The organism is Porphyromonas sp. HMSC065F10 (assembly GCF_001808555.1).
GTDB lineage: Bacteria > Bacteroidota > Bacteroidia > Bacteroidales > Porphyromonadaceae > Porphyromonas_A.
Map to the genome: position 1 here is coordinate 6,564 of NZ_KV793755.1, position 20,278 is coordinate 26,841.

18 protein-coding genes and 1 tRNA gene are annotated in these 20,278 nt (G+C 54.5%); 17 read left to right on the forward strand and 2 right to left on the reverse strand.

Going from position 1 to position 20,278, the window contains the following annotated elements; translation table 11 throughout:
• Window positions 1-398: 398 nt before the first annotated feature.
• The 9 genes from glmS (at window position 399) to HMPREF2890_RS02115 (ending at window position 9,328) form a co-directional block, all read left to right on the forward strand.
• On the forward strand, window positions 399-845 hold the full coding sequence (glmS, locus tag HMPREF2890_RS02075) for a methylaspartate mutase subunit S (protein ID WP_050560097.1): 447 nt from the start codon (window positions 399-401) through the stop codon (window positions 843-845).
• A 60-nt stretch (window positions 846-905) separates the two neighbouring features.
• Window positions 906-2,309: a methylaspartate mutase accessory protein GlmL gene (gene glmL / locus HMPREF2890_RS02080; RefSeq protein ID WP_070464591.1), complete on the forward strand. Its 1,404-nt coding sequence runs from the start codon at window positions 906-908 to the stop codon at window positions 2,307-2,309.
• Window positions 2,310-2,382: 73 nt separating this feature from the next.
• Window positions 2,383-3,840 carry a methylaspartate mutase subunit E gene (locus tag HMPREF2890_RS02085; protein ID WP_070464594.1) on the forward strand — a complete coding sequence of 486 codons (1,458 nt, stop codon included), beginning with the start codon at window positions 2,383-2,385 and terminating at the stop codon, window positions 3,838-3,840.
• A 52-nt stretch (window positions 3,841-3,892) separates the two neighbouring features.
• Window positions 3,893-5,134 (forward strand): methylaspartate ammonia-lyase, encoded by a 1,242-nt coding sequence (locus HMPREF2890_RS02090; RefSeq protein ID WP_070464597.1) that lies wholly within the window; start codon window positions 3,893-3,895, stop codon window positions 5,132-5,134.
• Between the two features lie 34 nt (window positions 5,135-5,168).
• On the forward strand, window positions 5,169-6,554 hold the full coding sequence (locus HMPREF2890_RS02095; protein ID WP_070464601.1) for an acyclic terpene utilization AtuA family protein: 1,386 nt from the start codon (window positions 5,169-5,171) through the stop codon (window positions 6,552-6,554).
• Window positions 6,555-6,563: 9 nt separating this feature from the next.
• Window positions 6,564-6,884 carry a DUF4387 domain-containing protein gene (locus HMPREF2890_RS02100; protein ID WP_018106350.1) on the forward strand — a complete coding sequence of 107 codons (321 nt, stop codon included), beginning with the start codon at window positions 6,564-6,566 and terminating at the stop codon, window positions 6,882-6,884.
• Window positions 6,877-7,869, forward strand: a complete 993-nt coding sequence (locus HMPREF2890_RS02105) for a lantibiotic ABC transporter (protein ID WP_070464604.1) — start codon at window positions 6,877-6,879, stop codon at window positions 7,867-7,869. Before HMPREF2890_RS02100 ends, HMPREF2890_RS02105 begins: the two co-directional genes overlap by 8 nt.
• Before the next feature lie 17 nt (window positions 7,870-7,886).
• Entirely contained in the window at window positions 7,887-8,729 is an 843-nt protein-coding gene (locus HMPREF2890_RS02110; protein WP_070464618.1) for a fumarate hydratase, read from the forward strand.
• A gap of 38 nt (window positions 8,730-8,767) precedes the next feature.
• Window positions 8,768-9,328, forward strand: a complete 561-nt coding sequence (locus HMPREF2890_RS02115) for a Fe-S-containing hydro-lyase (protein ID WP_070464621.1) — start codon at window positions 8,768-8,770, stop codon at window positions 9,326-9,328.
• A 185-nt stretch (window positions 9,329-9,513) separates the two neighbouring features.
• Here the strand turns inward: HMPREF2890_RS02115 and HMPREF2890_RS02120 are convergent, their stop codons facing one another.
• The gene (locus HMPREF2890_RS02120; RefSeq protein ID WP_148130649.1) at window positions 9,514-10,008 is read right to left on the reverse strand and encodes a hypothetical protein; all 495 of its coding nucleotides are present in this window, start codon (window positions 10,006-10,008) and stop codon (window positions 9,514-9,516) included.
• 399 nt (window positions 10,009-10,407) lie between these two features.
• Between HMPREF2890_RS02120 and HMPREF2890_RS02125 the strand changes: the two genes are divergently transcribed.
• The 7 genes from HMPREF2890_RS02125 (at window position 10,408) to HMPREF2890_RS02155 (ending at window position 19,363) form a co-directional block, all read left to right on the forward strand.
• A complete protein-coding gene (locus HMPREF2890_RS02125) occupies window positions 10,408-10,680 on the forward strand; it encodes a co-chaperone GroES (protein WP_070464627.1) in 273 nt (90 codons plus the stop codon).
• Between the two features lie 46 nt (window positions 10,681-10,726).
• A complete protein-coding gene (groL, locus tag HMPREF2890_RS02130; RefSeq protein WP_070464628.1) occupies window positions 10,727-12,352 on the forward strand; it encodes a chaperonin GroEL in 1,626 nt (541 codons plus the stop codon).
• Between the two features lie 249 nt (window positions 12,353-12,601).
• The gene (gene pfkA / locus HMPREF2890_RS02135; RefSeq protein WP_070464631.1) at window positions 12,602-13,603 is read left to right on the forward strand and encodes a 6-phosphofructokinase; all 1,002 of its coding nucleotides are present in this window, start codon (window positions 12,602-12,604) and stop codon (window positions 13,601-13,603) included.
• 14 nt (window positions 13,604-13,617) lie between these two features.
• Window positions 13,618-14,916: a Cof-type HAD-IIB family hydrolase gene (locus tag HMPREF2890_RS02140; RefSeq protein WP_083289743.1), complete on the forward strand. Its 1,299-nt coding sequence runs from the start codon at window positions 13,618-13,620 to the stop codon at window positions 14,914-14,916.
• Window positions 14,917-15,111: 195 nt separating this feature from the next.
• Window positions 15,112-15,420: a LysO family transporter gene (locus HMPREF2890_RS02145; protein WP_070464634.1), complete on the forward strand. Its 309-nt coding sequence runs from the start codon at window positions 15,112-15,114 to the stop codon at window positions 15,418-15,420.
• On the forward strand, window positions 15,417-16,037 hold the full coding sequence (locus HMPREF2890_RS02150; RefSeq protein ID WP_070464637.1) for a LysO family transporter: 621 nt from the start codon (window positions 15,417-15,419) through the stop codon (window positions 16,035-16,037). Before HMPREF2890_RS02145 ends, HMPREF2890_RS02150 begins: the two co-directional genes overlap by 4 nt.
• A gap of 59 nt (window positions 16,038-16,096) precedes the next feature.
• Complete coding sequence (locus HMPREF2890_RS02155) at window positions 16,097-19,363, forward strand: S41 family peptidase (protein ID WP_070464641.1); 3,267 nt, start codon at window positions 16,097-16,099, stop codon at window positions 19,361-19,363.
• Window positions 19,364-19,475: 112 nt separating this feature from the next.
• On the opposite strand, the gene HMPREF2890_RS02160 is transcribed toward HMPREF2890_RS02155, so the two are convergent.
• Window positions 19,476-19,548 (reverse strand) — tRNA-His (locus HMPREF2890_RS02160).
• A 374-nt stretch (window positions 19,549-19,922) separates the two neighbouring features.
• Here HMPREF2890_RS02160 and HMPREF2890_RS02165 point away from each other — a divergent pair.
• Entirely contained in the window at window positions 19,923-20,192 is a 270-nt protein-coding gene (locus HMPREF2890_RS02165) for an HU family DNA-binding protein (protein WP_070464644.1), read from the forward strand.
• Window positions 20,193-20,278 lie beyond the last annotated feature (86 nt).

Genomic DNA, 20,278 nt, shown 5'->3' on the forward strand with positions numbered 1-20,278 from the left:
GGGTGCTTCGTTCACCACGTTTCTCAATGAGTTGAGTGCCCGCTGTAACGCTCAAATGCGTCACCGCTGATCCGGGATATTTCTTTTACCGATATTAGAGACAACTAATACCGATATTAGACTTCACTAATACCGGTAAAAGAATTATCTAATATCGGTATTAGTGTGAGGCTTCATCCGAGCAGCTTTCCGCCGCCTCTTCGGAACCATCCGAGGGCATCCTATCCATCTCGGATGCGCCTGCACTGAAAAAGAAGTGGGCAATAACTTGCTAATCCATTTTTTATGGCTAAGTTTGCCCTATTGGAAGCCATAGAGAGGATCTTAACTAATTTCTTTAGGGCTATAATCTCCCTTATATGACTTCACCACATAACCTATAGCGGGTCATAACCATTATGGAATCAAAGAAAACTACGACTGGTAAAGCGAGTGATATTACCATCGTGATCGGTGTGATCGGTGCCGATGCCCATGCAGTGGGGAACAAAATTATCGATTATGCGCTTAATGATGCGGGCTACCACGTCATCAACCTCGGTGTGATGGTAAGCCAAGAGCAGTACATCGAAGCTGCCATCGAGACCAACGCCGATGCGATCCTTGTCTCGTCCATGTACGGACAGGGGGAGATCGACTGCCAGGGGCTGCGAGATAAGTGCAATGAGGCGGGTCTCAAGGGGATCCCTCTCTTTGCCGGTGGCAACTTGGTGGTAGGTAAGCAGAAGTTTGAGGACGTCCTTGAGCGGTTCAAGAAGATGGGCTTCGACTATGTCTACCCGCCGGGTACGCCGATCGAGACAACCATCGCGGACATCGACAAGACTTTCGGGATCAAGAGATAATCCTACTCGCCCCGACGATCCACCCATACACAAGTAGGATCGCCCTTTTGCGTCATCATCATGAGATATCTTACAGCAGACTTTGGTAGTACCTATACCAAGGTAACAGCCATCGACACAGACGTCCCTGAGATAGTGGGTACAGGCGCTGCCTTTACCACGATCGAGACGGATGTGATGGAGGGGCTCCACAATGCATTCAGAGAGTTAGAGAAAGAGATCGGCAAGGAGTGGACACCGGATAAATTCCTCTGCTGCAGCAGTGCGGCGGGAGGACTTAAGATGGTGGCCAGTGGCTTGGTCCCCGACCTCACCGCCAAGGCAGCACGTATGGCAGCAGCCAGTGCGGGTGCCAAGGTGATGAAGACCTACTCCTACGAGATCACCCACACCGAGGCAGAGGAGATCGAGCGACTCGATCCTGACCTCTTCCTCCTCTGCGGGGGTACCGATGGAGGCAACGTGGAGAATATCATCCACAATGCGGAGGTCATCGGTCGGATCCCGGGTCACTTCTCTACCGTCGTGGCGGGGAATAAAGCTGCTGAGGAAGAGGTGTCACGTATCCTCACAGAGGCAGGCAAGCCTTTTGTGATCACGGAGAACGTGATGCCCAACTTCAACACCCTCAACATCGCTCCCGCCAAGAAGTGCATTATGCAGCTCTTCATCGATCGTATCATTGAGGCGAAGGGTCTCTCCAAGGCTCAGGAGCAAGCTGACAACGAGATCATCCCTACCCCTCTGGCTGTACTCAACGCCTGCAACCTGCTCAGTGACGGCACCAAAAACAGACGAGGGCTGGGAGAGCTCCTGGCCATCGATCTCGGCGGTGCCACTACCGATGTCTACTCGATAGGCGATGGCGAGCCTCATGAGGCCAACATCATGCATCAGGGTATCCCGGAGCCGTATAGCAAGCGTACCGTAGAGGGCGACCTCGGCATGCGGTATAGCCTCACGGCGCTCTCGGAGCAACTGGACCTTGATGCCGTGGCGGCTGAGGTGGGTCTCTCGGGCGACACGCTCAGAGACTGGGTCGCTCGATGTGATGCTGATAAATCCACTCGTGCGGCGACGGAGGATGAAATCCTCTGCGAGAAAGCCCTTGCCAAGGGAGCTGTGAGCCTAGCGACAGATCGCCATGTAGGACACACGCATAAGGTCTACTCCCCAATGGGAGAGTTCTTTACCATCAATGGCAAAGACCTGACCCTCACGGATCACGTCCTCGGTATCGGGGGGGCGCTGATACACAGCGCTGACCCTACGTTTATCTTGGACGGTGCGACATTCAACATATCCAACTACGACAAAGCCAAGCCACTGAAGCCTGACTTTTACCTCGACAGCCACTACATAATGGCGTCAATGGGTCTCCTGAGCGAGCAGATGCCTGACGTTGCTCTGGAGCTGATGCAGAAGGAGCTGGTCAAGGTCGGGACGAAGAAGAAAAAACAATAATCTCGAGGAGGGACACTTAGCGAGTCAACCACCTCGAATACACCACGAAACTAACAGAGAACAACATATTATTATGGAGGTCAAAAACGTCAAAATCCCAATGGACGACTTCCTCAAAGAGCGTGAGGAAGTGCTGGCCTGCTGGCCCACGGGTAAGGATATCGACTTTGAGGAGGCGGTAAAGTACCAGCTCTCCATCCCTGAGGAGAAGCGCTTCGGAGCCAAGCTCTGGAAGGCTGACGAGGAAAAGAGGACGCTGATACAGCCTCGTGCCGGTGTCGCCCTCTACGATGAGCACATCAAGCTGCTACAGTACCTCGAGGATATGGGCGGAGCGGATCTTCTTCCCTCCACCATCGACAGCTACACCCGTCTCAATAGATACGAGGAGGCTGAGATCGGTATCAAGAAGAGTCAAGAGGCCGGCCGCTCTCTCCTGAACGGATTTCCGGCTGTCAACTATGGTGTAGACATCTGCCGCACCGTCACCGAGTCTGTCAAGAACCCGGTGCAGGTACGTCACGGGACCCCGGACGCAAGACTTCTGACGGAGATCGCCATCGCCGGCGGCTTCACCTCCTATGAGGGTGGAGGTATCTCCTACAACATCCCCTACTCCAAGGATCACCCCATCGACAAGGTCATCAAGTACTGGCAGTACACCGACCGTCTCTGCGGTCTCTACGCTGAGCACGGAGTGGATATCAATCGTGAGCCCTTCGGCCCCCTCACCGGTACTCTGATCCCCGCCTGTATCTCCAATGCCGTCGCCATCATCGAGGCACTCCTCGCTGCAGAGCAGGGTGTGAGCGACCTGACGGTGGGCTACGGTCAGTGCGGTAACCTGATCCAGGATGTCGCCGCTATCCGCGCACTCAGGGAGCAGTGCCGCGAGTATCTGGAGATGTATGGCTACAATAAAGTGCACCTCACCACTGTCTTCCACCAGTGGATGGGAGGCTTCCCGGAGGATGAGGCTAAGGCATTTGGCGTGATCAGCTGGGGATCTGCCACCGCTGCGCTTGCCAAGGCGACCAAGGTGATCGTCAAGACACCTCACGAGGCAGTCGGCATCCCGACCAAGGAGGCCAACGCTGCAGGTCTCCGCGCCACCAAGCAGGTGATCTCTATGCTGAGAGACCAGGATCTGACTATGATCCCCGCTGTGGAGCAGGAGGCTGCGATCATCAAGAGGGAGGTCAAGGAGATCATGGACAAGGTCTTTGAGCTCGGTAATGGCGACCTGGGTGCAGGTGTCGTAAACGCATTTGCAGCCGGTGTGATTGACATCCCCTTCGCTCCCAATAAGTACAATGCCGGCAAGGTAATGCCTGCACGCGACAACGATGGGGCCATCCGCATCCTCGACTGTGGCAATATGCCCTTCTCTCAAGAGACGAAGGACTTCCATCGCCAGAAGCTGGAGGAGAGAGCCAAGTGTGAAAATCGCGAGGTGAGCTTCCAGATGGTTATCGATGATGTCTATGCGATCAGTAAGGGCTTCCTCGTCGGTCGTAAGAACCTCAAGTAATCGAATACAATCAATCCTATAATAAACAACTAAACTTCAATCCATTTCTTCTATGAAAATTAAGAAGGTAGTATGTGCCCCCGGTAAGACCGGCTTTTACTTCGATGACCAGCGTGCCATCAAGAAGGGTGCTGAGAATGACGGTAACTTCTATGTCGGTGACCCTGTAACTGAGGGCTTCACCGGTGTACGTCAGGCAGGAGAGTCCATCTCGGTACTCTTCGTGCTGGAGAATGGTGCCATCGCTCATGGCGACTGCGCTGCCGTACAGTACTCAGGAGCCGGAGGCCGTGATCCGCTCTTCCTCGCAAAGGACTTCATCCCTGTGATCATGAAGGAGATCGCTCCGCTCTATGAGGGTAAGGAGATCACCAACTTCCGCGAGATGGCTGATCTGGTCGACAAGCACACAGACGCCAATGGTAAGAAGTATCACACCGCCATCCGCTACGGCGTGACACAGGCATGCCTTGATGCTGTCGCTAAGGCAGAGGGCAAGCTGATGGCTCAGGTCATCGCTGACGAGTATCACACCACCCTGTCTGACGAGAGGATCCCAATCTTCGCACAGTCTGGTGACGATCGCTACAACAACGTCGACAAGATGATCATCAAGGAGGCTGATATCCTGCCTCACGGACTCTTCAATCACGTAGAGAAGAAGGTAGGTCTCAAGGGCGAGAAGCTGCTCGAGTATGTCAAGTGGCTGCGTAACCGCATCCTTGATAAGCGCACCCGCGAGGACTACATGCCGATCTTCCACATCGATGTATATGGTACCCTGGGTATCGTATTTAACAACGACTGGGAGAAGATCGCTGACTACATCGGCGAGCTGGCTGAGGCTGCTAAGCCCTTCCACCTCCGCATCGAGGGTCCGGTAGACGTAGAGGAGCGCGAGGCTCAGATCAAGGCTCTCGCCGCTATCCGCAAGTGCATGGACGACAAGGGTATGGATGCCGAGATCGTAGCTGACGAGTGGTGCAATACCTTTGAGGACATTGTTGACTTCTGCAAGGCTAAGGCCGGTCACATGGCTCAGATCAAGACTCCTGACCTCGGCGGTATCAACAACTCCATTGAGGCTGTCCTCTACTGCAAGGAGCACGGGATGGGCGCATACCTCGGTGGTACCTGCAACGAGACCAATCGCTCTGCTGAGTGCTGTGCTCACGTAGCTATGGCCACCTCCCCGTCCCAGACCTTGGCTAAGCCCGGTATGGGTGTAGATGAGGGCTATATGATCATGTTCAATGAGATGAGCCGCATCCTGGCACTCAAGGACGTCCTCTAATCAAAGAAGGAATTAAGCTAAAGCATTCGTTACCATGAAAGAATTCAGAGTACTCTCTCCGTCAGCGATCCTGGGATACGGTTTCCCCAAGGAGTCGTTTGAGGAGGGCATGAAGCGCCACCCGGACGTGATCGCCTGCGATGCAGGATCCAGCGACCCGGGTCCCTACTACCTCGGTGCCGGCATTTCCTTTACCGATGTCGCAGCTGTCAAGCGTGACCTCTCCATCATGATCCCTGCTGCCATCAAGGCAGGCATCCCGGTCATTGTCGGTACCTCCGGTGGATCAGGCGCTACCCCACACCTTGAGATCAATCGCCGTCTCGTCATGGAGATCGCTGAGGAGCACCACCTTAGCTTTAAGTATGCTGAGATCTCTGCAGAGTTTGACAAGGAGACGATCCGCTACAACCTCAAGGAGGGTCGCATCAGCCCTCTCGGTCCCGTGCCGGAGCTGACGGACAAGGACATCGATGAGGCGGTGCACATCGTCGCCCAGATGGGTGAGGAGCCTTACATGGAGGCTCTCAAGGGCGGTGCTCAGGTGATCATGGCAGGTCGCTCCTACGACCCGGCTGTCTTCGCCAGCCTCGCTATCACGAAGGGCTTTGACAAGGCACTCGCCCTCCATATGGGTAAGATCCTTGAGTGTGCAGCGATCTGTGCACTCCCCGGTAGCGGTAGTGACTGTATGTTCGGCTACCTCTACGAGGACCATTTCGAGGTCGAGACCCTATCTCCGGCGCGCAAGTGCACGACTCTCTCTGTCGCTGCCCACACGCTCTACGAGAAGTCCAATCCCTACCTCCTCCCCGGCCCGGGCGGACGCCTCAATCTGCACAATACCACCTTCAAGCAGGTGGCAGACAATCGTGTCGCCATCGCAGGTACAGTCTTCGAGCCCACTGACGGCTACTTCATCAAGCTTGAGGGTGTCAAGAATACCGGCTACCGCACCATAGCATGCGCCGGCTGCTCTGACCCGATCCTGATCTCTAAGATCGATGAGGTGAAGGAGGATGTACGCGCCCGCGTCGAAGATAACTTCCGCGATATGGATATGGGTGACTTCTTCCTTGACTTCAAGATCTATGGCAGAGGCGCTGTGATGAGTATGTTCCCGAATATCAAGAACGCTACCGGTGAGGAGCTCCTGATCATCATCGAGTGTGTCGCCAAGACACAGTCCATCGCTGATACGATCTGCAGCTTCGCTCGCAGTACGTTCCTCCACTTCGGCTACCCCGGACGTATCTCCACGGCTGGAAATCTTGCTTTCCCCTTCTCCCCGTCAGATGCCCATATGGGAGCGGTGTACGAATTTAACGTATACCATCTGATGAAGGTAGATGATCCGAAGCAGTACTTCCCTGTCACCTTCCATGATGTCAAGGACGGCAAATGCAGTGACTTTGATTAAGAGAAAGAGATGAAAACATATAAGCTTATCGACATGGCTGACGTGATCCGGAGCAAGAATTCGGGTCCGTACGAGCTGACGTTTGACGTTATCTTCAAGACGTTTGACGACTACAATTTCTTCAAGGAGCACAAGCCGATCACAGCTGAGTCCTTCTCCAAGCTCTATGGCATCAAGGAGGAAGACGTCTTCAATGTGATCTATTTTGATCCGGCTAAGGCGGTCAAGGTGACGATTAAGCGCCCGATCCCCAGCGGTGCCCTTGGTGAGGTAGACGTCTACGGCGCGCAGCAGCACGCCCCTCTGGTCCACTTCACTTTTGATGCTTGAGGAGAGCACCAATAGCGTAAGACTTCACGCCACGCCCAAGCGAGTGCAGGAGTCCTGGGTAGAGACCCAGTACTTCGCCCCGCGTGGGCGTGAGCGTTTATTACAGCTTGGCGAACGGATCAGCCAGCTGCATCTCAGCTTCACCGATCGTCTGATCGGCATCATCGGTGCTGCCGGCTCCGGCAAGTCCTCCCTCATCCATGGGATGTTTCCCGGGCTGGAGCTCTCCAATGATGATGATGCGATCCTCACGAGGAAGATCATGCAATTCCGTAGCGGATTTGCAGACCTGCACTCTGCGACCACCTTTCACCTGGATATGCGGTTTCAGCTCGCATTCACCCAGATGTATGAGATCGTCGACTTCGTCAACCGAGCCCTTGCGGCCAAGAAGCGGCTTGTCATCGAGCACTTTGATCTGCTCACCGACGCCCTCGGTCGCAATGCCGACCTGCTGATAGCTATTGGTGAGCAGATCATCATCACGAGACCCTCTATCTTTGGTCCTGAGCCTCACACGCTCTCCCGGATGGTGGAGTCCTCGCTGATCTACCGCAAGATGGCTCACTCCGCTGAGGAGGTGACGACGCTCGCCCTTGCAGAGCTATTCAACCTTCATGAGGATCACTTCTACTCCGCAGATATTGCCAAGGGGTATGTCCTGAAATTCAATGAGGATCCCAATCTCTCCAGAGAGGACTTATGTCGACTGGAGCAGAGGATACTGGACCTTATCAGGGCAGACCTCCCGATAAGCTATATCGATGAGGACCACATCAAGGTCGGTGAGAGGATACTTCCCTGCGAGGGTCCTCGTATCCACGTCCAGTCGACCGGTGAGATCAAGGACTTCTCGCTCCATCACTCACTCATCTATGATGGACGATACGATGCTTGGTGCCTGGTAGGACTGCTGGGAGCAACCGAGGAGGAGATGGAGGACCTCAATAACCGCAACGCCAGATACTTCTTAGGAGTCTCTTAACATAGATATATCAACTTATGAGAGAAATAAAAGCGCAGGATATCACCGAGCTGGTCTCCCGACTCTGCATCGATGCCTGCTATAATCTATCACCCGACATCTACAATGCGCTCAAGGATGCCAGCGAGCGGGAGAGCTCTCCCCTCGGTCGGGGCATCCTCAAGACCTTGGTCAAGAATGCCGACATCGCTCACGACAAGGAGAAGCCCATGTGCCAGGACACCGGGATGACAGTTGTCTTCGTCCGTCTCGGACAGGAGGTCCACGTGGTGGGGGGAAATCTCACCGATGCGATCAATGCCGGTGTGCGTGATGGCTACCAGAGAGGGTACCTCCGCAAGTCGGTGGTCAATGACCCGATCCTGCGAGAGAATACCGGGGACAATACCCCTGCCATCATCCACTACGACATCGTCCCGGGCGACAAGATCGAGATCACCGTCAGCCCCAAGGGCTTCGGCAGTGAGAATAAGAGCGACCTCCGTATGCTGCAGCCCAGCGATGGCGAGGAGGGCGTCAAGGACTACGTGATGGAGGTGGTCAAGCATGCCGGCCCCAACCCCTGCCCACCTACTATCGTGGGAGTCGGTATCGGCGGCAACTTTGAGGAGAGCGCTCTCTACGCCAAGCGCGCCCTACTCCGTCCCGTAGGCGACCGTAACCCAAAGCCCCACCTCGCTGCTATCGAGGAGGAGCTCCTCAGCAGGATCAATGCCCTCGGCATCGGCCCCGCAGGGATGGGCGGTGACACGACGACCCTTGACGTACACGTGGAGGCCGGTCCGACACACATCGCCGGACTACCTGTGGCGGTCAATATCAGCTGCCACGCCACCCGTCACTCCGAGGGGAGTCTCTGATCCAATAACCCGACCAAGTAAGAAACGCACGACTTATTATGCATACAAGTGATACAGAGAAGCGTATCATCTCGGCTCCCTTGACCGATGAGATCATCAAGACACTCCACGCAGGGGAGATGGTCTACATTTCCGGAACCATCTACACCGCTCGCGATGCCGCCCACAAGCGACTCTGCGAGATGATCAAGCGTGGGGAGGAGATGCCCTTTGACTTCGAGGGACAGATTGTCTACTACGCCGGTCCGGCTCCTGCCAAGCCCGGTGAGCCGATCGGCTCGGTAGGGCCTACCACAGCCGGACGTATGGATGCCTACACCCCTACCCTTGTGGAGCATGGACTAAGAGCCATGATCGGCAAGGGAGCCCGCAATCAGGCCGTCATTGACAGCCTGAAAGACCACTGCGGGGTCTACTTCGCTGCCATCGGAGGCGCAGCTGCCCTGATGTCTCTATGTGTCAAGGAGGCTGAGGTGATCGCCTTTGACGAGCTGGGGACGGAGGCTATCCGTAAGCTCCGTGTCGAGGAGCTGCCGGTAATCGTTGCTGTTGACTGCCATGGCGGCAATGTCTACGACCGGAGCAGCGAGAAGAAGTAAAAGGGAATCTTTTTGCTAAAAAGAAAGACCACCCTCGGGAGAATCATTCTCTCGGGGGTGGTCTCTATTAAATGCAAATTAACTGATTGCTCAAAAACATGAGTCCGGCAAACGGGAAGACAATAGTGTCCCCCAGATTGCCAGAGGGGAGGGAAAACTGCTCATCCGGCAGGAATGGCAGGGAGTCATAAGACAGACACCCCATCGAGCCAGATGCGATCCGGGCTATAGACCTCACTCACCAGCCCGGAAGAGAGCTTAAAGACCTGCGGTCCACGCCGCATAAGCTGCCTTCTTACGCTCCGGCCCAGCTGTGAAGCTGCCAAGATCCTTGTCCCCATGGCCACATTATCTGCCTTTGCATAAAGCAGGGCATCGTCATCGCTGTCATCCAGACAGATCGAGTAGACCGTTACCCCTCTTGCAAGTGATCGGTGTGAGAGCATTGCATTAATCGCTCTCGAGAGACCATCATCGGTCCGCCACGTCACAATGACTGTTGTCTCCGGACCACCGCCAAGGGCATTTAGTGTGTCATGGAAACCCTCCATTTCTCTTCCTGGAAAGCGCTCTCCCGGGGTGAGCCCAAAGTCAGGCTCTTCGGGAGCTACCCTGGCAGACAGGCACAATAGCGTCATCAGCAGAGCAAGCCCTCCAAGTACGAAATTTCTGAATCTCATATCAAAATGTTTAGTGAATAGATATCCTGAGTCGCCACATACCCTCACGGGCCGGCAATGCGATCAGGCGTCCGTGTCTCGGAACCTTTTGGAGAGGACAACCGCTGTTGTCCATCGCACTAAGCAGCGCAAAGGTACGTGATTTATGGTTTGCGACAAAATACTCATCCCTAAGTATCAGGGCTTTCCCGCTCCCGGAGAGGGATAGACAGGGCGCGCCCCACCCTGCCGGCACCGAGTTGCCACCAGCCTCCTCTCAGTAGGTGAGTAATGACAGAGAAGTCACATGTGGAGCGTCATTTTGTCACCGGCAGACTTGTCAGGTGGGACTTGGCACACTTTTCCCTAAGTCAATAGTGAAAGTAAAGACAATATCAATCATTATTCAGCAACTCAATTATGAATATCAAACCGTTAGCAGATAGAGTCCTCATTGAGCCCGCAGAGGCAGAGAAGACTACTGCATCAGGCATCGTCATCCCTGACTCATCCGAGAAGAAGCCGGTCCGCGGCAAAGTCATCGCCGTAGGTGAGGGCACCAAGGATGAGAAAATGGTGCTTAAGGAGGGAGATCACGTTCTTTATGGCAAGTACGCAGGTACCGAGGTAGAGGATGGAGACACTAAGTACCTCATCATGCGCCAGAGCGATGTGCTCGGCATCATTGAGTAATCAATCGTAAGTAGAAACATCAAAAAGAATCAAATCACAACACTATATGGCTAAGCAAATCAAGTACAGCACTGAGGCAAGGACCCTCCTGAAGGATGGTGTCGACAAGCTCTCCGATGCGGTTAAGACGACTCTCGGACCAAAGGGGCGCAACGTGATCCTGGATCGCAAGTTTGGCGCTCCCCACATCACCAAGGATGGTGTATCCGTAGCCAAGGAGATCGAGCTGGAGGATCCGTATGAGAATATGGGTGCCCAGCTGGTCAAGGAGGTAGCCTCTAAGACCAATGACGACGCCGGAGACGGGACCACCACCGCTACTGTCCTCGCCCAGAGCATCATCAGCGTCGGACTCAAGAACGTCGCAGCCGGTGCTGCCCCTCTGGAGATCAAGAGAGGTATCGATAAGGCCGTCAAGGTCATCGTCGAGGATCTGAAGAAGCAGAGCGTGGAGGTAGGCACCGACCTGAAGAAAGTCGAGTATGTCGCCACTCTCTCTGCCAATGGAGACGAGGAGATCGGCAAGCTGATCGCTGAGGCTTTCGGTAAGGTGAAGAAGGAGGGTGTCATCACCGTTGAGGAGGCTAAGGGTATGGAGACTTATGTTGATGTCGTTGAGGGAATGCAATTCGACAAGGGCTACATCTCCCCATACTTCGTGACCGACACGGACAAGATGCTGACGGAGTTTGACAACCCCTACATCCTGATCTACGACAAGAAGATCAGCAACATCAAGGACATCCTCCCCATCCTCGAGAAGGTGTCTCAGAGCGGTCGTCCACTCCTGATCATTGCTGAGGACGTTGAGAGCGAGGCACTCGCCACCCTCGTGGTGAATAAGCTCCGTGGCATCCTCCAGATCGCCGCTGTCAAGGCTCCCGGCTACGGTGACCGCCGTAAGCAGATGCTTGAGGATATCGCCATCCTCACCGGTGCCACTGTGGTGAGCGAGGAGGTCGGTCTCAAGCTTGAGAACGCTACCGCAGATATGCTCGGAAGTGCCGAGAAGATCAGCGTGGACAAGGACCACACCACTATTGTAGGTGGCAAGGGAGACAAGGATGCTCTCGCCAATCGTGTCAGCCAGCTCCGCAATCAGATCGAGGCTACCACCTCTGACTACGACCGTGAGAAGCTCCAGGAGCGTCTCGCCAAGCTCGCTGGTGGAGTAGCAGTCCTCTATGTCAGCGCCCCCAGTGAGGTGGAGATGAAGGAGAAGAAGGATCGCGTCGATGACGCTCTGAGCGCCACTCGAGCAGCCATTGAGGAGGGAACTGTCCCCGGTGGTGGCGTTGCCTACATCCGTGCACAGAAGGCCCTCGAGGGTCTCAAGGGCGCCAATGACGATGAGCAGACAGGAATCGATATCATCTGCCGCGCTATTGAGGAGCCACTGCGTCAGATCGTTGCCAACGCTGGCAAGGAGGGTGCCGTAGTGGTACAGAAAGTCCGCGAGTCGGAGGGTGACTTTGGATACAATGCACGCGAGGATCGCTTTGAGAACCTCCGTGAGTCCGGTGTCATCGACCCGACCAAGGTGTCGCGTGTCGCTCTTGAGAATGCTGCCTCCATCGCAGGCATGTTCCTCACCACCGAGTGTGTGATCACCGACATCAAGGAGGATGAGCCTGCCATGAATCCTGCCGCAGGTATGCCTCAGGGGATGTAACACTGCCCCCCACTGAGCCTAAAGTCGGCTCAGTACAGATAAGTCTGAAAAGGCTGCCGACCCTCAGTGGCCGGCAGCCTTTTTTGTACTCCGTAGGTAGGGAAAAGTAATCGAGCGTCTTACAGGATATGGTATGAGCCGGAGCAATCGGTCTCCTGATGAACTTAACCTCAGGTCGTGCCATGGAAAGACCACTTTATTGGCCACTTCTGATTACATTTGTCATTAGAATTATTTTATAGGAGTAATATGGACAATTTGATCACAGCCACAGGTAATATCAAGGCCATCGGGGTGCTTACCTCCGGAGGCGATGCACCGGGGATGAATCCCGCCATCCGTGCGGTAACGCGTACCGCCATCTACAATGGGATCAAGGTGTATGGTATCTACCAGGGATACAAGGGGCTCATTGACGATGAGATCAAAGAGCTCGCCACTGAGGATGTCAGTAACATTATCCAGAGGGGAGGCACCTTCCTGAAGACCGCACGCTGCAAGGAATTTATGACTGAGGAGGGGAGCCGGCTGGCATACGACAATCTTGTCAAGCACGGGATAGACGCTCTGGTGGTGATCGGTGGCGATGGCTCCCTGAGTGGCGCCCGGAAGTTTGCCAGTGACCACAATTACCCCATCGTAGGCATCCCCGGGACAATCGATAACGACCTCGGAGGGACCGACCAGACGATAGGCTACGCCACAGCCCTCAATACGATCATGGACGCAGTCGACAAGCTACGCGACACAGCCAGCTCGCACAACCGCCTCTTCATCGTAGAGGTGATGGGTCGTGATGCGGGATTTTTGGCACTCAATGGAGCCATTGCCAGTGGTGCCGAGGTTGCGGTGATACCGGAGTTTAAGAGCTCAATGGATCAGATGAACTGGATGGTTGAGAATGGGTTCCGAAAGACTAAGAACTCTGCCATCGTCCTTGTGGCTGAGAGTCCCGCCACCGGAGGCGCACAGGCACTAATCGAGAGGATCCACGAGTCACACCCTCAGTGGGAGGCTCGGGCTGTAATCCTGGGCCACATCCAGCGCGGTGGTAGCCCAGTCGCAGGCGACCGTATCTTAGCCAGTCGCTTAGGTGTCGCTGCTGTCGATGCACTCCTCGATGGACAGCGCAATATTATGGTTGGGATCCGAGACAACAGGGTCGTCTACATCCCATTCTCCAGTGCCATCAAGGGCGCCAAGAAGATCAGCGAGGAGGACTACCGAGTGCTCAATATACTATCACTATAAATCACACATAACCTATGCCAGTATCGGCCAAGACACCCCGCATACTTAACCCCAAGTATAGCTCTACGAGCGATCCTCTGAAGTACCTTCTCTTCGCCGTTGACCTCGATGGTACGCTAGTAACGGACGATAAGCAGATCACCCCCGCCACTGCCAATGCCATCCGAGAGATCCTCGAGATGGGCATGACCGTCGCCTTAGTGTCGGGGAGACCGACCTTTGGCTGCGAGCATATTGCAGATCAGCTCCAGCTTGCGAAGTATGGGGGGTATATCATCTCCTACAATGGTGCCAAGATCACCTCGTGCATCGACAACGATGTCCTCACCCGATCGACCATCTCACGAGAGACGGTCGGTGAGCTCTACGACTTCCTCAAGGGGTACCCCGTGACGATGATGCCCTCCCCCCGCCACGAGATCATCACTGAGGATGCTGATAGCCACTACGTCCGCCAAGAGAGCCAGATAGACAATGGGATGCCGATACGCCAGGTGCCCAACCTCAAGGATGCACTCGTAAGAGACCCCTACAAGTGTGGTATTGCCGGTGACCCGGAGGTGATCGGCAAGCTGGCTATCGAACTGCAGGAGCGATTTAGTGGAAAGCTTAATGCGATCCTCTCCGGCCCGATCTTCATCGAGGTGATGAGTCCCTATGTGGACAAAGGAAAGGCGCTCAGCTTCCTCATGTCCGAGATGGGGATCGAGCGAAGCCAAGTGATCGCCGTCGGCGATGCCAATAACGACATCCCGATGCTCCAAGCTGCCGGACTGGGAGTGGCGATGGCTAATGCCAATGAGATGGTCAAGCAGGTGGCCGACTACGTCACCACCTCCAACATGGAGGAGGGGATCCAGCACCTACTTAATAAATATGTGCTGCATCCGGAGCAGTCCGCTGCGCATCCTGAGGTGGACTTCATCAATGCGATGCAGAAGGATACCCTTATGGAGACACTCGGGATGAAGTGTACGCTCCTTGAGGAGGGCTACGTGGAGTGTACGATGCCGGTCGACCGCCGCACCTGCCAACCTATGGGGATCCTCCATGGCGGTGCCTCCCTCGCTCTCGCTGAAACAATAGCCGGTTATGGGTCGGTCTACCTGCTGAGCCAGGATGAGACGATGGTGGGAATGCAGGTGAGCGGTAGCCACGTGCATTCCGCACGGCTCGGCAATACACTGACGGCCAAGGCTAAGATCATCCACCGCGGACGCTCAACTCACCTCTGGGATGTGGAGATTTACACAGAGATGGGGACCCTCGTCTCCTCTGTCCGTGTACTCAATAGCATCCTGCACAAGCGGTAGTTTTTCGTTTCTTTTAGTACATTTGACCGTCGCAAAGGGTATAAAGCTCTTTGCAACCTTTAATTTAGAATAGCTCAGTCGCGTAGCTCATAAGCACATTTACGCGTGCATCCTTAGGCGTGCCATCGCTTACCCCTCTCCCCGGGCTCGGAGATGGTGCTGCAAAAGGGTATTACACACTTTACTTGTAATGATATGGACACGATCATTATCGTTGCTTCATTTGCGGTCGGCATGCTCATCGGGGCGCTGATCAACCGACGATCCAAGAGGCTCACAGTCCCCTCTTGGCTCTCATCTGTCATCATCTGCATCCTTCTCTTCCTGCTCGGCATTGAGATCGGCAGCGACCACGATGCGATCAATTCTCTCGGTCAGATCGGTATCTCAGCTCTCTTGCTCACGATCGGGGCAGTGGTCTGCAGCGTCCTACTCGGATGGGGTATGTGGCGATTTATCGGGAAGTATATGGAAAAGAAAAATCAGCCATCACATAAGCAATGAAAGACAGTCTGATCATCTTTGCCTGCCTCATCGGCGGCGGACTTGTAGGATACTTTATGGGAGACAACGTCCCCGCAATCCTACTTGACTCACGGACCTCAATGTTTGTGATCTACATCCTCCTCTTCGTCATCGGGCTAAACTTAGGTACCGATATGGAGAAAGTGAAACTTATGCTCAAGATGCCATGGATCATCTGGACGCTCCCCGTCTTCACCTGCATTGGTAGTATCTGCGGCGCCGCCTTTATGACCCTATTTATCCCCAATATCACAGGGCTGGAGGGTGCGGCCATTGGTGCCGGTCTCGGGTGGTACTCTCTCTCGAGTATCATCATTGGATCCTATGGAGCTGCCTCGCTTGCGACTGTCGCCTTGATCTCAAATATCATACGAGAGGCGACTGCCCTCCTGATGGTCCCACTCATAGGGAATAAGATCGGGCCTATGGCATCGATCTCTCTCTGCGGAGCCAATAGCGCCGACGTCTGTCTCCCTGTAGTGCAGAAGTCTGTAGGTGCCAGCTACACGATCCCCTCTATCTTCCACGGCATAGTGACTAATATCCTGGTGCCTGTGCTGGTAGGATTTTTCTGCGAGCTCATCTACGTGATCTGATAAACGATCTGACTACTTTTATTACACTCAATATTACTCCAACATTTATGGACAAAACCATGAAGCTGCTTGCAGTGTCCCTCCTGACACTGGCAGCCCCCCTCGCTGCTTTGGGACAGGCGGAGGATGCGGGATGGATTAGGAACACCGCCCTAAGCCCCGATGGAAAGGTGGTCGCCTTTACCTACCAAGGGGATATTTTCACCGTACCGGTGAGCGGTGGCATCGCCACACAGATTACATCCAATCCTGCATACGACACGGCGCCGGTCTGGAGCCCTGATGGACAGAGCATCGCCTTCTCGTCTGACCGGGAGTTCGGCACCTTCCACGTCTATCTCACCTCCCGTCAGGGCGGTCAGGCAAGGAAGCTGACCTACATCAATGGCAAGACACAGACACCGGTCGCCTTCTTAGACAACGAGACCATCCTCTACGAGTGCGGCTATCGCACTACTAAAGAGTCGGGTATCTTCCCCGGTGGCTCCTTCTCTCAAGTCTACCGGATCAAGACCACCGGAGGGCGTCCGCACCTCTTCTCCGCCTTTACGATGAAGATGCCATCGATCAATCGCACGGACGGACGCATCCTCTTTACCGATTTCAAGGGGTACGAGGATCCTCTGCGGAAGCACCACAAGTCCCCCGTCGCCAGAGATATATGGATGTGGACTCCGGATGGCAGTATGGGCAAGTATGCTAAGATCACGGCCTTTGAGGGTGAGGACCGCAATGCCATCTGGCTCCCGGGTGAGGAGGCTTTCCTCTTCCTGAGCGAGCGGGATGGTAACTTCAATGTCTACCGCGCCACTCTCGCTGACCCGACCCACCCCACTCAGCTGACCAACTTTAAGAAGCACCCGGTCCGCAACCTCTCTATGGACAATAGTGGCAATATCGCCTTCTCCTGGAATGGTCGGCTCTACTATATGCCCAAGGGCGGAGAGGCAAAGCAACTTCCGGTGCAGGTGATTGCCGACAACAGCAAGCAGGAGAAGCTCTATGTGGCCTACCGGAGCGGGGCTTCAGAGGCAAAGCTCTCTCCCAATGACAAGGAGTACGCTTTCATCGTCCATGGCGATGTCTACGTTGCCAATATTGAGTACGGCACCACGAAGCGGATCACCAATACCCCTGAGCAGGAGCGAGACCTGACCTTCAGCCCCGATGGACGCACCCTCGTCTACTCCTCAGAGCGTGAGGATCAGTGGAACCTCTATCAGACCACCATCAAGCGCTCAGACGAGAAGACCTTCACCTACGCTACCGAGCTGGAGGAGAAGAAGCTGACTCACGAGAAGGGGGTACCCGCATTCCAGCCGGTCTTTAGCCCCGATGGGAAGAAGATCGCCTACCTAAGGGATCGCGCTGCAGTCTACTGTCTTGACCTTGCCAGTGGCAAGAGCACCGAGGTGCTGAATAAGAAGTACAACTACTCCTACTCTGATGGAGACCAGTGGTTTACCTGGAGTCCCGACTCAAGGTATATCCTGACCAACTTCATGGGCAATGGTGGCTGGAATAATGCCGACGTGGCTCTCGTCAAGGCGGATGGTACTGGTGAGCTGGTCAATCTCACCGAGACCGGATACAATGCCATCGGTGCCCGCTTTGTCCTTGATGGAAAAGCGATCGCCTACTATTGCGACTACGCCGGCTACCGTAGCCACGGCTCCTGGGGCTCTCAGACGGATATCTACCTGATGTTCCTTGATCAGGATGCATACGACCGCTTCCTCCTTGATAAGGAGGAGCGCGAGGTGCTCCTGAAGGACAAGGATGAGAAAAAGGAGAGCGCAGACAAGAGCGACAAGGACAAGAAGAAAAAGGGAAAGAAGGACAAGAAGAGCAAGGACGAGGACAAGGTGAAGCCTCTCGTCTTCGACTTCTCCAATCGCGACAAGCGTATCGTCCGCATCACCCGTACGAGTGGCTCTCAGTCTGACTTCGCTGTAACGCCGGAGGGAGATAAGTTCTACTACCTCGCCTCCTTTGATGGCACGACCAACCTTTACTGCCTCGACCTCGCTGAGAAGGAGACCAAGGAGATTGTTGGCGATACCGGCGGTGGCTCTCTGGAGATGAGCAAGGATGGGAAGACCCTCTACCTCTTTGGCTACAACGGCTTCAAGAAGATTGAGGGCAGGGACATCACTCCCCTCACCTACTCTGCACGCTTTGAGTACTCACCGGCTAAGGAGCGGGCATACATCTACGACCATATGGTTAGGCAGGTAGAGAATAAGTTCTACGACGCCAATCTCCATGGTGTGGACTGGAAGGGCTACTCCGACAGCTATCGTGAGATCCTGCCCTTCATCAATAACAACTACGACTTTGCCGAGCTCTGTAGCGAGCTCCTCGGAGAGCTCAATGGCTCCCACACCGGTATGCGTTACTTCGGTGGTGCGTCCACTGTTCGGACCGCCTCACTCGGGCTCTTCTACGACGACAGCTACGAAGGCGAGGGAGCCAAGATCACCGAGGTGATCGTCGGCGGTCCCTTCGACCGCGCCAAGTCGATTGCCAAACCGGGCGTCATCGTCCTCAAGATCAATGGCACCACCATCTCCAAGGACCTTCCGATTGAGCATTACCTGAATGGTCTCACCGGACAGCGCACGGTCGTGACCCTCAGGGACGAGAGCGGCAAGGAGGTTGAGGAGTCTGTCGTTCCCATCTCACTCGGTAAGGAGTCATCTCTCCTCTACGACCGCTGGGTGGACCGCCGGGCAGCTCTCACCGAGAAGTGGAGCAATGGTCGTGTCGGCTATGTCCACATCGAGGGAATGGATAGCGAATCCTTCCGTCGGGTATTCAGCAAGATGCTCGGCAAGTACCGAGGCTGCGATGCGATCGTTGTGGATACGCGCCACAATGGTGGCGGCTGGCTACACAATGATGTAGCAATCCTACTTAGTGGCAAGGAGTATGCACGCTTCCAGCCGAGAGGTCAGTATATCGGCTCCGAGCCCTTCATGCAGTGGTACAAGCCGTCCAATATGCTGGTGAGTGAGGACAATTACTCCGATGCATACGGCACCCCGTGGACCTACCAGACCCTCAAGCTTGGCAAACTGGTCGGCACCCCCGTGGCCGGTACCATGACTGCCGTATGGTGGGAGACGCAGGTCAATGAGGACCTCGTCTTCGGCATCCCACAGGTGACGATGACCGGGACGGACAATCTTCCCCGAGAGAATAGAGCGATCTACCCTGAGATCACAGTCTACAACTCTCCCGAGGACTTCCTGACTGACAATGACCTTCAGCTGAAGGCAGCCATCGATGACCTCATCCAGAGGGTAGACTCCGCTAAGAAGTAAGGAGCTACAGCATAAAGCAGAGTGGCAGCGTCTCGGATGAGACGCTGCCACTCTTTTATTATGTCAGGAGCAAAAAAAAGAGACTCTACAAACGAATGTAAAGTCTCCGTAGGGTGCCCAAAGAGGTTCGAACTCTCGACATCTGGAACCACAATCCAGCGCTCTACCAACTGAGCTATGGGCACCATATCACCTCTGAAATCCCTCCCAGAAGTGTAACGCAAAGGTACGACATAATTTCTAACCCTGCAATAGACTATTCGTCCTCATATAGGTGCCGTAGCGGGCTATTGCAGGGCTTATCAGCAGACGTATATGCAGATAGCAAAGTCCGATATTGTCATCTTCATCACACAAAATGGCATAGAAGGACTGATAAGTGCGATGAAAAAGCGATTTCAACGCCCTTTTTGTGACGAATTATATTGTATTTCAATAAAAGTTCCTACATTTGAGCATGTAGAAGGGATGTCACATTGCGTGCGTTAGCAGTTGGGGTCTCTACTACACACCTTAGCATCATTATTTTTTACACGTTTAATAACCATATTACATTACCATGAACAAGACCGAATTCATTGAGGCAGTTGCCCAGAAGGCCGAGCTCACCAAGGCAGACGCCAAGAAGGCTGTCAATGCTTTTTGCGATGTTATCGCAGAGGCTATGAAGAAGGACGAGAAGGTGACCATTATCGGCTTTGGCACATTCTCTACCAGCGAGCGTGCTGCTCGTACCGGCATCAACCCTCAGACCGGCAAGAAGATGCACATCGCTGCTCGCAAGTCTGTAAAGTTCAAGGCCGGCTCCGGGCTCGACCTCAAGAAGTGATCCGGATCCTCTTGAGATAGCGGAGGGGAATACTCCTCTCTGCGCTTAAGCTTATGGCGGGTGTCAGACCAAGTGGTCCGACACCC

Excerpts from the sequence above, each read along its gene's own strand:
- glmS (WP_050560097.1), top strand. The coding sequence starts at position 399 with ATGGAATCAAAGAAAACTACGACTGGTAAAGCGAGTGATATTACCATC.
- glmL (WP_070464591.1), top strand. The coding sequence starts at position 906 with ATGAGATATCTTACAGCAGACTTTGGTAGTACCTATACCAAGGTAACA.
- HMPREF2890_RS02085 (WP_070464594.1), top strand. The coding sequence starts at position 2,383 with ATGGAGGTCAAAAACGTCAAAATCCCAATGGACGACTTCCTCAAAGAG.
- HMPREF2890_RS02090 (WP_070464597.1), top strand. The coding sequence starts at position 3,893 with ATGAAAATTAAGAAGGTAGTATGTGCCCCCGGTAAGACCGGCTTTTAC.
- HMPREF2890_RS02095 (WP_070464601.1), top strand. The coding sequence starts at position 5,169 with ATGAAAGAATTCAGAGTACTCTCTCCGTCAGCGATCCTGGGATACGGT.
- HMPREF2890_RS02100 (WP_018106350.1), top strand. The coding sequence starts at position 6,564 with ATGAAAACATATAAGCTTATCGACATGGCTGACGTGATCCGGAGCAAG.
- HMPREF2890_RS02105 (WP_070464604.1), top strand. The coding sequence starts at position 6,877 with ATGCTTGAGGAGAGCACCAATAGCGTAAGACTTCACGCCACGCCCAAG.
- HMPREF2890_RS02110 (WP_070464618.1), top strand. The coding sequence starts at position 7,887 with ATGAGAGAAATAAAAGCGCAGGATATCACCGAGCTGGTCTCCCGACTC.
- HMPREF2890_RS02115 (WP_070464621.1), top strand. The coding sequence starts at position 8,768 with ATGCATACAAGTGATACAGAGAAGCGTATCATCTCGGCTCCCTTGACC.
- HMPREF2890_RS02120 (WP_148130649.1), bottom strand. The coding sequence starts at position 10,008 with ATGAGATTCAGAAATTTCGTACTTGGAGGGCTTGCTCTGCTGATGACG.
- HMPREF2890_RS02125 (WP_070464627.1), top strand. The coding sequence starts at position 10,408 with ATGAATATCAAACCGTTAGCAGATAGAGTCCTCATTGAGCCCGCAGAG.
- groL (WP_070464628.1), top strand. The coding sequence starts at position 10,727 with ATGGCTAAGCAAATCAAGTACAGCACTGAGGCAAGGACCCTCCTGAAG.
- pfkA (WP_070464631.1), top strand. The coding sequence starts at position 12,602 with ATGGACAATTTGATCACAGCCACAGGTAATATCAAGGCCATCGGGGTG.
- HMPREF2890_RS02140 (WP_083289743.1), top strand. The coding sequence starts at position 13,618 with ATGCCAGTATCGGCCAAGACACCCCGCATACTTAACCCCAAGTATAGC.
- HMPREF2890_RS02145 (WP_070464634.1), top strand. The coding sequence starts at position 15,112 with ATGGACACGATCATTATCGTTGCTTCATTTGCGGTCGGCATGCTCATC.
- HMPREF2890_RS02150 (WP_070464637.1), top strand. The coding sequence starts at position 15,417 with ATGAAAGACAGTCTGATCATCTTTGCCTGCCTCATCGGCGGCGGACTT.
- HMPREF2890_RS02155 (WP_070464641.1), top strand. The coding sequence starts at position 16,097 with ATGAAGCTGCTTGCAGTGTCCCTCCTGACACTGGCAGCCCCCCTCGCT.
- HMPREF2890_RS02165 (WP_070464644.1), top strand. The coding sequence starts at position 19,923 with ATGAACAAGACCGAATTCATTGAGGCAGTTGCCCAGAAGGCCGAGCTC.